Origin of the sequence: Hoeflea sp. BAL378 (genome assembly GCF_000759435.1) — a bacterium.
Taxonomy (GTDB): domain Bacteria; phylum Pseudomonadota; class Alphaproteobacteria; order Rhizobiales; family Rhizobiaceae; genus Hoeflea.
Window position 1 is genome coordinate 1 of sequence record NZ_JRJG01000140.1, and the last position, 12,235, is coordinate 12,235.

The following is a 12,235-nucleotide window of genomic DNA, read 5'->3' on the forward strand; positions in this document are numbered from 1 at the left end:
GCCCATGGCGGCCGGCGTGACAAGAATAGTGTCGTGAATGGCCATGATCTTTGGTTGCATGCCCCTGCCGCGGCGGTCAAGATGGCAGCCGGGGCCGGGCACGCGAATTTCCCAAGCAGCGAAAGTTGCGGCTTAATTGGGCAGATTGCCGAAATATTGCGCAGGCAATGCCGCATAAAAATTCATCACCTTCCCTGCCCTGCTTTGGGCGTTTGACTGATATTTGGCCTGAAATGCAACGGCGCGTGCAAGCTCGGCCAATTCGGGCCCGGTTTTCTCCGGATTTCGGTGGGGAAACGAAAAATTTCGGTCGCAAGCTGTCAATTTTGAGCAAAGTGGCACAGTGTGTGCTTTGATACACGCGAGTGGGTTTTTGGCGTTCGCCTTGCTGCCCGCTTTCACAGGACAGAGCGGAGAATTGGTTCTCATGAAAAAGATCGAAGCGATCATCAAGCCCTTCAAGCTTGATGAAGTGAAGGAAGCCCTTCAAGAAGTTGGTCTCCAGGGCATCACTGTCACCGAGGCCAAGGGTTTCGGTCGCCAGAAGGGCCATACCGAGCTTTATCGGGGCGCGGAATATGTCGTTGATTTTCTCCCCAAGGTGAAGGTCGAGATCGTGCTCGCCGACGAAACGGCGGAGGCCGCGATCGAAGCCATCCGCAACGCGGCCCAGACCGGCCGCATCGGCGACGGCAAGATCTTCGTGTCCAACATCGAGGAAGTCATCCGCATCCGCACCGGTGAAACAGGCAACGACGCCATCTGAACACTATGTCCGGCGACATGCCGCACACCAATCGTCTTTACCAACAGGGAAATCACACATGACGACTGCCACCGAAATTCTTAAGCAAATCAAGGACAACGACGTCAAGTTTGTCGATCTGCGCTTCACCGACCCGAAGGGCAAGATGCAGCACGTGACGATGGATGTCTCCTGTGTCGACGAAGACATGTTCGCTGACGGTGTGATGTTCGACGGCTCCTCGATCGGTGGCTGGAAGGCCATCAACGAGTCCGACATGGTGCTGATGCCCGACACCGCGACCGGCCACATGGACCCATTCTTCGCCCAGTCGACCATGGTGATCTTCTGCGACATTCTCGACCCGATCACCGGCGAGGCCTACAACCGCGACCCGCGCACCACCGCCAAGAAGGCAGAAGCCTATCTGCAGGCCTCGGGCCTGGGCGACACCGTCTATATCGGCCCCGAGCCCGAATTCTTCGTCTTCGACGACGTCAAGTACAAGGCCGACCCCTACAACACCGGCTTCAAGCTCGACTCGAGCGAACTGCCGTCTAACGACGACACCGATTATGAAACCGGCAACATGGGCCACCGTCCGCGCGTCAAGGGCGGCTATTTCCCGGTCCCGCCGGTCGATAGCTGCCAGGACATGCGCTCGGAAATGCTCACGGTTCTGGCCGAAATGGGCCTGACGGTCGAGAAGCACCACCACGAAGTGGCCTCGTCGCAGCACGAGCTCTGCATGGTCTTCGACACGCTGACCCGCATGGCCGACAAGACCCAGATCTACAAGTACGGCGTCCACCAGGTGGCCAATGCCTATGGCAAGACCGCGACCTTCATGCCCAAGCCCGTCTTCGGCGACAACGGCTCGGGCATGCATGTGCACCAGTCGATCTGGAAGGGCGGCAAGCCGACCTTCGCCGGCGACGAATATGCGGGCCTGTCGGAAACCTGCCTGTTCTACATCGGCGGCATCATCAAGCACGCCAAGGCCATCAACGCCTTCACCAACCCCTCGACCAACTCCTACAAGCGTCTGGTCCCGGGCTATGAGGCGCCGGTGCTGCTCGCCTATTCGGCACGCAACCGCTCGGCCTCGTGCCGCATTCCGTTCGGCTCCTCGCCCAAGTCCAAGCGCGTCGAAGTCCGCTTCCCGGATCCGACCGCCAACCCCTACCTGGCCTTCGCCGCCATGCTGATGGCCGGCATCGACGGCATCAAGAACAAGATCCATCCCGGCAAGGCCATGGACAAGGACCTGTACGACCTGCCGCCGAAGGAACTCAAGAAGATCCCGACCGTCTGCGGCTCGCTGCGCGAAGCGCTCGAGAACCTCGACAAGGACCGCAAGTTCCTCACCGCCGGCGGCGTCTTCGACGACGACCAGATCGATGCCTTCATCGAGCTGAAGATGGTCGAAGTGATGCGCTACGAAATGACCCCGCATCCGGTCGAATACGACATGTACTACTCGTCCTGATGCCGCAAGACGGGCCGCTCAGGCGGCCCGTCCCGGCTTCGGACACGAATGAACCGGCGGATCCTGAACGGCTCCGCCGGTTTTTTTGTGAGCAGTCTCTGGATACGGGCGATCAGTTCTTCAGGCGCTGCTTGAGGAGGTTGAGATATTCCTCGTTGCTGTCGGCCGGCGCGGCTGGCGCGGGCGTCGTGCATTGCGGCTGGTAGTCGAGCGCCATGCCGATCTTGACGCAGGAGCCCACCTGCCAGCCCGGCGGCAGCGCCGAAAGGTCGACCGTTTTCCATTTCGGATGACCGCTCTCGCGCAGCCGGTCCATTCCGTTGAGAATGAGGCTCGAGAAGTCCGAGACCGTCCGGCAGCTATCGCGGTGATAGGCGTTGCGTTTGGGATCGTAATCATAGGTCATCAGCACCGCCTTGACGGCGACCAGGTCGACCGGCTCGGCCTGGAAGGCATAGGTGCCGGCCGGAAGCGACGCCTTGGTGTAGGTGGCAAGAAGCGGCGCCTCGGTGATCGGCAGGAGATGGAACTTGTCGGGATCGATGCCGGCGTCGGCGAACAGCGCGGCGGGGGCGCCCGCGACATAGAAGAAGGCGTCGATTTCGCCGGCCTTGAGTTTCGGCAGCGCCTGGTCCGGATTGAGCAGCACCCGCTCCCGCGCCTCGACCTGCAGGATGTCGAGGATCAGCGACGCGGTCAGGTAGGTGCCGCTGTCCTTGACGCCGACGGCGACGGTCTTGCCGGCAAGGTCCTTGAGCGTGGCGATGTCGCTGCGCGCCAGCACATGCACCTCCTCATTGTAGAGCGGGAACATGATCTTGACCCCGCGCACGGCCTCCTGGATCTGCGCGTCATTGGCCTCGAAGGTCTTGAGATATTCGAGCAGGTCGCTCTGGACGACGCCGAACTGGGTGTTGCGCCGGTTGCGCACGCCGACGAAGTTCTCGAGCGAGCCGGCGCTTTCGACCACGTTGAGCGTCAGCCCGCAGGCCGCGCCGAGGCCGGCGATGTCCTTTCCGATGCGGATATAGGTGCCGGTGGGTCCGCCGGTCATGATGTTGCGCTCGAACTCGGCCGCCTGGCCCGCGCCGGCCATCAGCATCACGGCGGCGGCCGCCAGAAGGAAGTTTCGGATCAGGGTGGCAACGGGGTTCAAGGGCGTTCTCCTCATGTCAGCACTCGCTGTTCAGATCGCGGATCAGGTTGCGCAGCGTCAGGATCGGCACCCGGTCGAACACCGCTTCGAGCGCGGTCGTCACGCATTCGCCGGCGATGAGCCTGTCCGCGAGCGCCTGCCTCTGGGCGCCCGACAGGGGGCCAAGCCCGGGCGCCGCGCGCAAGGCGGCTGACACGGCCTCCTCCGGGCGCGGGCTCAGAGGTGCCGTGTCTTGTGGGGTTGGGGTTGGCGTTGCCGCCGGCTGGCTCGGCGGGCTGTCGGCGGCAGCGCCCGTCCCGCTGCCGGGAACCGGGGCGGATCCAGAATGAAGCTTGAGGGCTGTGAGCTCGCCTTGCGCGGCCGTCAGCTCGCGCCGGACGTCTTCGAGTTCCGCCTCGAGCCGCGATATGGTCGCCGCATCCGAGGCCCTGGTTTCGGTGGCTGCCTCGTTCTGGCGCTGGAGCGCCGCCTGGTCGGCCTCCATGTCGCCGATCTGCCGTTGCAACCGATCCCGTTCCGCCGTGAGTTGCGGCAGAACGTCGGTCTGCAGGCGGGTCAGTTCTTCACGCGCCGCCGACTCCGCGGCCCGGGCCTCGTCCGCCGCCTTGACCCGCGCCTCAAGCGCAGTCTTGTCGGCAAGCAGCAGCGACGTCTGGCGCTGCAAGCGGTCTCGTTCGGCGCTGAGGTCCGGCACGACCTGATCCGAAAGCCGCGCGATCTCGGCTTCGAGACGGGCCTGGGCGGCCGCGGCCTCCTGCCTCAGCGCCTCGCGGTCGGCTTCCAGCGCCGCCAGATCGGCGGCAAGGGACTGGTTTGCGGCCGTCAGCTTGTCGCGCTCGCGGGTCAGGGATTCGACCGCGGCCGCGGTCTCCATGATCGGCGGCCGAGACTGGTCCGACATCTCCGCCAGCCGTTCCGCCATGGCGTCGAGATCGGCGGCCTGGCGGGCGGTCTGCGCGCGCAATTCCTCCACCTCGGCGGCCCTCGCCGCCTCGGCTGCGCGGGCCGCCTCGAGGTCCTTCGAAGCCACGGCGAGAGCCTCGCTCAGCCGGGCGATGTCCGGGTCCGCCTCGGCCGGCGGTGCGCTAATATCCTGCTGGGTGACGAGGGCCGGCTGGAGATAGCGGAAGGCGGCATAGCCGCCGCCAAAGCCAAGCGCGAGCGACAGGATCGCGACGAGGATGATCGGCCCCGCGCTTCTCCGCCCGGGTTGATACGTGGTGTCCCTGCCCCACTGACTGGCCAAGTTCATGCCCTTCCTGCGAGCGCGCCCGGGCGTTCGTCCGCCCTCGCGGGCCTCCGCCGGTCAAGCCGTCCGCGGCGCACGGATGGCCCACATCATGAGGTAAATACCCCGACCCGACCCGGCAAGGGGTAGCGTGAAACAAGCCTGCACGCAAGCAGACCGGGCCGAGGCGGAGGGTCCGCGCCAAGAGCTTCTCACCGGATCGGGTGCGAAAGAAAACGGGGCGGATCCTCGATCCGCCCCGTCTCGTCGCGCATCACTGGAGGTGAAGCCGGCTATTTCTTGGTCTGGCTGCCGATGAAATCGCGGACGATGCGGACGATGCCGCGGCCGAGCACCGTGTCGAGCGCGGTGATGAACTCGTCGACATGCTCGCGGCCGCAGATCAGCGGCGGCTCGAGCCTTATGACGTTGCGATTGTATTCGGTGAAGGCCACCAGCACATTGTGGTCGCGCAGGAGTTCGGCGCCGACGAAGCCGGACAGCGAGCCCTTGAGCTTGTCGTCGAGCAGCGCCACCATCGGCCGGAGCAGCGCCGGCAGGGTCTGGCTGAAATCCTGGAACTCGAGCCCGACCATGAAGCCGCGGCCGCGCACATCCTTGATGATCTGCGGATACTTGTCCTTGAGCCCGTTCAGGCGCTCGATCAGGTAGCCGCCGGTGCGCTCGGCATTGCCGATCAGATCCTCGTCATACATGATGTTGAGGCCTTCGATGGCGGTGACGCAGGCCTCGCCGATGCCGCCGAAGGTGGCCTGGGCGTGGATCATCGCGGTCTTGGGCGTGCCATAGGCCTTCATGTAGACCTTGCGCGAGGCGATCATCGCAGCCATCGCGGTCTTGCCGCCGCCCAGCGACTTGGCGAGCGCGGTGACGTCCGGGACGACGCCCGCCTTCTCGAAGGCGAAGAAATGGCCCGAGCGGCCCATGCCGCACTGGACCTCGTCGGCGATCCACAGCACGCCGTGCTTGTCGCAGAGCGCGCGCAGTTCGCGCCAGAACTCGACCGGCGCCTCGATGATGCCGCCGCCGCCCTGGATGGTCTCGAGCACGATGACGCCGATCTCGGGGTCGCTCTCAAACGCCTTGCGGATCGCCTCGATGTCGCCGAACGGCACCTTGACGGTGTTGCCGGTCAATTGGAACTCGCCGCGATAGAGTTCGGAGTCGGTCAGCGACAGCACGCCCTTGGTCTTGCCGTGGAACGAGTTCTGCGCATAGACGATCTTCGGACGCTTCGGCCCGGCCGCGCGTTCGGCCACCTTGACCGCTGCTTCCATCGCTTCCGATCCGGACGAGCCCAGGAACACCATGTCGAGATCGCCGGGCGCGATTGCCGCCAGGTTCTTCGCCAGCGCCGAGGCGTACTGGCTCATGAAGGCGATGGCGATCTCGTGCCGGTCCTCGTCCTGGAAGGCCTTGCGCGCGGCGATGATGCGCGGGTGGTTGTGGCCGAAGGCGAGCGAGCCGAAGCCGCCGAAGAAATCGAGGATCCTGCGGCCGTTCTGGTCGGTGTAGTACATGCCCGACGCGGTCTCGATCTTGACCTTGTGGAAGCCCAGCAGCTTCATGAAGTGCAACTGGCCGGGATTGATGTGGTCCTTGAACATCTCGGTCATGTCGGCAAGCGACATCGCCTTGGCGTCGGCGACGCTGAGCAGGGCCGGACGGCGGGCGGCGGTGGCGGCGGTCATGGCGGCCGCTCCGGTGTCGGATTCGGACAGGGGCGGCGCTTCGACGGTGACGCGTGCGGGTGTATCAAGCATGGTTCTGGCTCCCTCGAAGCGGTTATTCGGCCGGTGCGACCTGGGCGGAAGCGGCAGAACCGCCGCGCGCCTTCGTGGCGTGGTATTCGTCATAGGCGGCGATCAGCATGTCCTCGTCGCGGTACTGCGGCACCCAGCCGAGCTGGCGCTCGCCCTTGGAGACGTCGAGCACGCAATCCTCGTCGGCGATCAGGTACTGTTCGGGATCCATGATCGGCATGTTGATCAGGTCGAACAGGTCGAGCGTGCGCTTGACCGCCCAGCCCGGCGTCGGGATCAGGAAGGATTTCGAACCGGCATGCCTGATCAGGTCGCCCAAGAGCTTGCGCACCGGCGGCGGGTTGAGCGAACCCAAATTGTAGGCCTCGTTCGGCACGCCCGCCTTCCAGGCGAGCCGCGCGGCCTCGGCGCAGTCGAACACCGAGATGAACTGGTAGGGGTTCTTGCCCGATCCGATCATCGGCACCGGCAGGTTGAGATCGACGAGCTTGAACAGTTTCTCCAGGATCCCCAGCCGGCCCGGGCCGATGATGAGGCGCGGGCGGAACAGCGAGATCTTCATGCCGCGCGTGCGCCATTCGGCGGCGAGATGCTCGGTGTCGAGCTTGGACTGGCCGTATTCGCCCAGCGGCGCGACCGGATGCTCCTCGGTCATCGGATAGGTGAGCGTGTGGCCGTAGATCATGTCCGTGGTGAAATGGACAAGCCTGTCGAGCCCTGCCCTGTCCATCGCCTCGATGATGTTCTTCGTGCCATCGTAATTGACCGGGTAGAAGAATTCATGGCGCTTGGCGCGCACCTGCAGCGGCGACAGCATCTTGGCGGACAGGTTGTAGACCATGTCGCCCACTTGCATCGGCACCTTGGCGACGTCGTCGGGCTGGGTCACGTCGCAGTGGACCATCCTTGCGTCGCGGTAGAACGCCTTGTTGGCGTTGACGATGTCGGCGATCACCACCTCTTCGCCGTCGGTGAGAAGTTTCTGGGCGAGATGGCGACCGACGAAGCCGTCGCCTCCGAAAATGACGTGTTTCATCGCGAAATCTCATTTGCTGCTACGTTGATCTTGGAAAGCGCTGCGGTCTCGGGCGCCTCGGTGGCGTGGCCGTCGCGGCCGGACTGGGCGATCAGCACGGTGCCGACGCAGATGAAGGCGATGCCGGCGATGCGCCAACTGTTGAGGTCTTCCTTGAAGAGGAAATAGGCGAACACCGCCACCGCCACATAGGCGAGGCTGAGGAAGGGATAGGCGAACGACAGCTCCACCTTCGACAGCACGTAAAGATGCGACGCCATGGAGATGACGAAGGTCGTCAGGCCGGCGAAGACCCAGGGGTTGAACAGGATCTGGAAGATCCGCGCGATCATCGTGTCGGCGGTGAAGCTCACCGGACCGAGCGACAGCATGCCCTGCTTGAGCATCAGTTGCGCCGCCGCGTTGGTGAGCACGGTGAAAAGGATGAAGACGATATATTTCATGTCCCGCTCCGAATGAGGATGGGACCGTTTCTAGCGGTATTTCACAAACATCCCGTTGACCGGCGCGGTCAATATTTCCTTAAATTGAAGCTATTCCCGAAATGGTGCGGAAAGACCCTGTAGACGCGGTCAGCGGCTGAGCAGGAACTCGAGCGTCTGCTTCCAGTCGGTCATGCGGATGGGCGTTCCGTGCGAGCCTGTGTCGAACAGCACGAACCGCGCCGGATAGGGCGCGGCGGAGGCCCGCACGGCGTCGAACACCTCCTTCTGGCTCTTCCAGTCATAGACCGTGTCGAGGCTGCCATGGGTGAAGACGATGGGCAGCTTCGCCTTGACGGCGGCGCTTTTGACGAGGCCCATGTCCGGCGCCCCGCCGAGAAGTGCGATGCCGGCGAGCCGCGGCACCACCGCCGGGTCATTGGCGAGCTTCGAGCAGATGATCGATCCCATCGAGGCGCAGGCCAGCACCACCGGCGCCCGGCCGGCCATGACCAGCGCCCTCACATCGGCCGCGCCCTGGTCGTCGAAACTTGCGATCGTCGGCGCGAGATAGGCGCCGCCATTGACGATCATCAGGTTCTTGAGCCGGTTGAAATTGCCGCCGAAGGTGTAGTCGTTCATGCCGAGCCGCTGGTCGCCGCCGCGGCCGTGCACGAAGATGACGGCGAAGCGCGCGGTGGCGTAGTCGCCGGTCAGGCCGGTCTCGACCTTGCGGCCATCGGCCTCGTGCAGCGCCAGCCGGCTGTAGTTCTTCACCCGCATCGCGACGTAGTTCGAGCGCACCCGCCGTTCGGGCTCGATGTCGCGGCCGTGGATGTCGCGCATCTTGTCGTAATTGACCACGGTGAAGGCGCCGTCCTCGCTCGTCGACAGGATGCCGGGATAGGCAAACAGCCGGTCCTTGTGGCCGCGAAGCTCGAAGGCCTGAGCCGGCGGCGCCCAGACGGCGCAGGCCAGAAGGACAAGGCCTATCGCGCCCTGCCCGGCAAGAACGCCGCGCAAAGCCGCAAACCAAATGCTAGACAGTCGATTGAAAGAACGGATTCTGGCACACTCCGGGTGATTCGTTTCCCCAATTTACATCAGGCATCGCGTCGACATGGATGATTCCAACGATCTTTTTTCCGCAATCGGCACACCGGCCGCAAAACCGGAGCGCGCGACGGAAAACACCGCACCCAAGCAGCCGGCACAGGCCGCGCCCAAACCTGCGCGGGCGGCTGCCCCGGGGAAAGGCGCGCCCGCCAGCGGCGACGACTACGACGCCTCCACCATCGAGGTGCTCGAGGGTCTCGAGCCGGTGCGGCGCAGGCCGGGTATGTATATCGGCGGCACCGACGAGCGCGCGCTGCACCATCTCTTTGCTGAGGTCATCGACAACTCGATGGACGAGGCCGTGGCCGGCCACGCCAATTTCATCGAGGTCGAGCTCGGCGCCGACGGCTATCTGACCGTCACCGACAATGGCCGCGGCATCCCGGTCGAGAACCATCCGAAGTTCCCGGGCAAGTCCACGCTCGAGGTGATCATGACCGTGCTGCACGCCGGCGGCAAATTCGACAGCAAGGTCTACGAGACCTCGGGCGGCCTGCACGGCGTCGGCATCTCGGTGGTCAACGCGCTGTCGGACGATCTCGAGGTCGAGGTCGCGCGCAACCGCAAGCTCTACCGCCAGCGCTTCTCCAAGGGCCTGCCCCAGGGCGGGCTCGAGGAACTGGGCGACGTGCACAACCGCCGCGGCACCAGAGTGCGCTTTCACCCCGATCCGCAGATCTTCGGCCCGGCGCTCAGCTTCGATCCCGGCCGGCTCTATCGCATGGCGCGCTCGAAGGCCTATCTGTTCGGCGGCGTCGAGATCCGCTGGTCCTGCGCGCCTTCGCTGGTCGAGGGAAGCGAAACGCCCGACAAGGCGGTGTTCCATTTCCCCGGCGGGCTCAAGGACTATCTTGAGGCCTCGCTCGGCGCCGATTACCGGGTGACGCGCGACATCTTCGCCGGCAAGACCGAGCGTCCGGGCGGCCATGGCTCGATGGAATGGGCGGTGACCTGGTATGGCGGCGATTCCTCGGTCAGCTCCTACTGCAACACCATCCCGACGCCCGAGGGCGGCACCCATGAGGCGGGCCTCCGCATCGCGCTCACCAAGGGGCTGAAGGCCTATGCCGAGCTGACCGGCAACAAGCGCGCCGCCGCGATCACCACCGACGACGTGATGATCTCCGCCATCGGCATGCTGTCGGTGTTCATCCGCGAGCCGGAATTCGTCGGCCAGACCAAGGACAAGCTCGCCACCGTCGAGGCCCAGCGCATCGTCGAGACCGCGCTGCGCGATCCGTTCGACCATTTCCTGGCCGATTCGCCCGCCGAAGCCGACAAGCTGCTCGAATGGGTGATCGACCGCGCCGACGAGCGGGTGCGCCGCCGCAAGGAAAAGGAAGTCAACCGCAAGACCGCCGTGCGCAAGCTCAGGCTGCCGGGCAAACTTTCCGATTGCAGCCAGACCTCGGCGGCGGGCGCGGAGCTGTTCATCGTCGAGGGCGATTCGGCCGGCGGCTCGGCCAAGCAGGCGCGCAACCGCGCCAACCAGGCGATCCTGCCGCTGCGCGGCAAGATCCTCAACGTCGCCAGCGCCGGCCGCGAAAAGCTCGGCGCCAACCAGCAGATCGCCGACCTGATCCAGGCGCTGGGCTGCGGCACGCGCTCGAAATACCGCGAGGAAGACCTGCGCTACGAGCGCATCATCATCATGACCGACGCCGATGTCGACGGCGCCCATATCGCCTCGCTGCTGATCACCTTCTTCTACCAGGAAATGCCGGAGCTGATCCGCCAGGGTCATCTCTATCTGGCGGTGCCGCCGCTCTACAAGATCACGCAAGGGGCGAAGTCGCTCTACGCGCGCGACGACGCGCACCGCGTCGAACTGCTCGAGACCGAGTTCACCGGCCGCGGCAAGGTCGAGATCAACCGGTTCAAGGGCCTGGGCGAGATGATGGCCTCGCAGCTCAAGGAAACGACGATGGACCCGTCCAACCGCACGCTGTTGAAGGTTGCCGTGGACCTGATCGATCCCGAATCCACCCGCGAGACCGTGGACAATCTGATGGGGACCAAGGCCGACGCGCGCTTCCGCTTCATCCAGGACCACGCGGCCTTCGTCGAGAATCTCGACATCTGAGCCTGATCAGGCGGCCTCCGCCGCCAACGCATGGGCGTAGTCGCGCGAGGCCTGGCGCTGCCAGTTGAAATGCAGCGTCTCGACCAGCCGCAGCAACTCGCCCACGGCCGGCTGGCGCTCGGCGTCGCGCGCGTGGCGCTGGATCAACTCATGGGTGACGCGGCCGGTGTCGATGCTCGCCTGGCTGCGCGAGGCGGCGCGCCAGATCAGCGTGGCGGAGACGAACACCGGCGCCAGGTCGCCGCTGAGACCGATTGCCCGGTAGAGCGCGCGCATTGCAGTCTCGCGGCCATCGACCAGGATGCCGCGGACGCGGGAATCGCTCATCCCCGACAGCGACACGACGGCGCTCGCGAAGAAATCGACATTGCCGGCGCACAAGGCGTGGATCAGGAAGGCGGGCGTCAGCCGGCCGGACATGCGCAGATGCTCGACCAGTGCCGGGATCTCCTCGGCATAAACGGTCTCGGCCATCCTCAGCGTGGCGGTCATGCAGGCCTCTTCGGTGACCTTGCGGCCGCGGCTGCCGCCGATCGCCGAGCGGACGAAATCCGATCCGGCGAGCGCCGCGCCGAGCCGCTCGACCAGCGCCTGGCGGACATCGCACGGCAGGTCCGCGCGCTCGAACAGGCGGGCGCGGATTTCCGGGTCGTCGCCGAAACGCTCGGCGATCCGCCGCAGCGAGATCCGCGCGATCGACACATGGGCATTGTCCAGCATGTCGGCCACCGCGCCGGCTTCGCCGACTTCGGCGAGCGCCGCGGCGACGGACACCGAGAGCGGCCGCCGGAAGGCCACGAACTGCTGCAGCGTGGGACGGCCGCTGGCGACGATTTCGATCAGATCATTGTCGGCCAGCACCGGCGACAGGGCGATGACGCGGCCGGCCACCTCGATCTGGTCATTGGCGAGCCCGAGCACGATGCCGCGCGGCGCATGCCCGATCGTCGCCAGCCCTTCGGCGAGCGCCAGCCGGACCTTGGGAGACGGATCTTCCAGGAGCATCGCCAGCGCGGCTTCGGCGGCCTGGCGTTCCGACTGATCCATGTGGCCCAGCGCATAGGCGCGCGCCAGGGCCGAAGCGGCCTTGCAACGATCGCCGGTCTTGGCGGTTTCCGACCACTTCAGAAAGGACTTTACAATCATGTGAAACCAGACCCCACTCGATACCAATGG

At 65.0% G+C, this 12,235-nt stretch carries 11 protein-coding genes; 4 read left to right on the top strand and 7 right to left on the bottom strand.

Features of this window, described 5'->3' with window-relative positions; all coding sequences use genetic code 11:
• The 3 genes from LL06_RS28120 to glnA all read left to right on the top strand — a co-directional run.
• Positions 1–216 (top strand): hypothetical protein (locus LL06_RS28120; protein ID WP_210165727.1); only part of this gene is annotated, 216 nt, incomplete at its 5' end.
• 211 nt (positions 217–427) lie between these two features.
• Positions 428–766 carry a P-II family nitrogen regulator gene (locus LL06_RS22790; RefSeq protein WP_035532396.1) on the top strand — a complete coding sequence of 113 codons (339 nt, stop codon included), beginning with the start codon at positions 428–430 and terminating at the stop codon, positions 764–766.
• 58 nt (positions 767–824) lie between these two features.
• Positions 825–2,234, top strand: coding sequence for a type I glutamate--ammonia ligase (gene glnA / locus LL06_RS22795; RefSeq protein WP_035532399.1), 1,410 nt, complete (start codon positions 825–827; stop codon positions 2,232–2,234).
• Between the two features lie 112 nt (positions 2,235–2,346).
• On the opposite strand, the gene LL06_RS22800 is transcribed toward glnA, so the two are convergent.
• The 6 genes from LL06_RS22800 to LL06_RS22825 form a co-directional block, all read right to left on the bottom strand.
• The gene (locus LL06_RS22800; protein WP_244447210.1) at positions 2,347–3,390 is read right to left on the bottom strand and encodes a TAXI family TRAP transporter solute-binding subunit; all 1,044 of its coding nucleotides are present in this window, start codon (positions 3,388–3,390) and stop codon (positions 2,347–2,349) included.
• Positions 3,391–3,406: 16 nt separating this feature from the next.
• Positions 3,407–4,642 carry a hypothetical protein gene (locus tag LL06_RS22805; RefSeq protein ID WP_035532401.1) on the bottom strand — a complete coding sequence of 412 codons (1,236 nt, stop codon included), beginning with the start codon at positions 4,640–4,642 and terminating at the stop codon, positions 3,407–3,409.
• Between the two features lie 269 nt (positions 4,643–4,911).
• Positions 4,912–6,330 (bottom strand): aspartate aminotransferase family protein, encoded by a 1,419-nt coding sequence (locus LL06_RS22810; protein ID WP_052161849.1) that lies wholly within the window; start codon positions 6,328–6,330, stop codon positions 4,912–4,914.
• A 94-nt stretch (positions 6,331–6,424) separates the two neighbouring features.
• Positions 6,425–7,438, bottom strand: a complete 1,014-nt coding sequence (locus LL06_RS22815; protein ID WP_035532405.1) for an NAD(P)-dependent oxidoreductase — start codon at positions 7,436–7,438, stop codon at positions 6,425–6,427.
• A complete protein-coding gene (locus LL06_RS22820; protein WP_035532407.1) occupies positions 7,435–7,881 on the bottom strand; it encodes an EamA family transporter in 447 nt (148 codons plus the stop codon). The genes LL06_RS22815 and LL06_RS22820 overlap by 4 nt, the downstream gene beginning before the upstream one ends.
• Before the next feature lie 129 nt (positions 7,882–8,010).
• Positions 8,011–8,883: a phospholipase gene (locus LL06_RS22825; RefSeq protein ID WP_035532410.1), complete on the bottom strand. Its 873-nt coding sequence runs from the start codon at positions 8,881–8,883 to the stop codon at positions 8,011–8,013.
• 97 nt (positions 8,884–8,980) lie between these two features.
• Between LL06_RS22825 and parE the strand changes: the two genes are divergently transcribed.
• Complete coding sequence (gene parE, locus LL06_RS22830) at positions 8,981–11,059, top strand: DNA topoisomerase IV subunit B (protein WP_035532413.1); 2,079 nt, start codon at positions 8,981–8,983, stop codon at positions 11,057–11,059.
• Positions 11,060–11,065: 6 nt separating this feature from the next.
• Here parE and LL06_RS22835 read toward each other — a convergent pair whose 3' ends face one another.
• On the bottom strand, positions 11,066–12,205 hold the full coding sequence (locus LL06_RS22835) for a DUF2336 domain-containing protein (RefSeq protein WP_035532415.1): 1,140 nt from the start codon (positions 12,203–12,205) through the stop codon (positions 11,066–11,068).
• Positions 12,206–12,235: the final 30 nt, after the last annotated feature.

Coding starts and splice junctions, on each gene's coding strand:
- LL06_RS22810 (WP_052161849.1), bottom strand. CDS start 6,330: ATGACCGCCGCCACCGCCGCCCGCCGTCCGGCCCTGCTCAGCGTCGCC.
- LL06_RS22820 (WP_035532407.1), bottom strand. CDS start 7,881: ATGAAATATATCGTCTTCATCCTTTTCACCGTGCTCACCAACGCGGCG.
- glnA (WP_035532399.1), top strand. CDS start 825: ATGACGACTGCCACCGAAATTCTTAAGCAAATCAAGGACAACGACGTC.
- parE (WP_035532413.1), top strand. CDS start 8,981: ATGGATGATTCCAACGATCTTTTTTCCGCAATCGGCACACCGGCCGCA.
- LL06_RS22835 (WP_035532415.1), bottom strand. CDS start 12,205: ATGATTGTAAAGTCCTTTCTGAAGTGGTCGGAAACCGCCAAGACCGGC.
- LL06_RS22805 (WP_035532401.1), bottom strand. CDS start 4,642: ATGAACTTGGCCAGTCAGTGGGGCAGGGACACCACGTATCAACCCGGG.
- LL06_RS22790 (WP_035532396.1), top strand. CDS start 428: ATGAAAAAGATCGAAGCGATCATCAAGCCCTTCAAGCTTGATGAAGTG.
- LL06_RS22815 (WP_035532405.1), bottom strand. CDS start 7,438: ATGAAACACGTCATTTTCGGAGGCGACGGCTTCGTCGGTCGCCATCTC.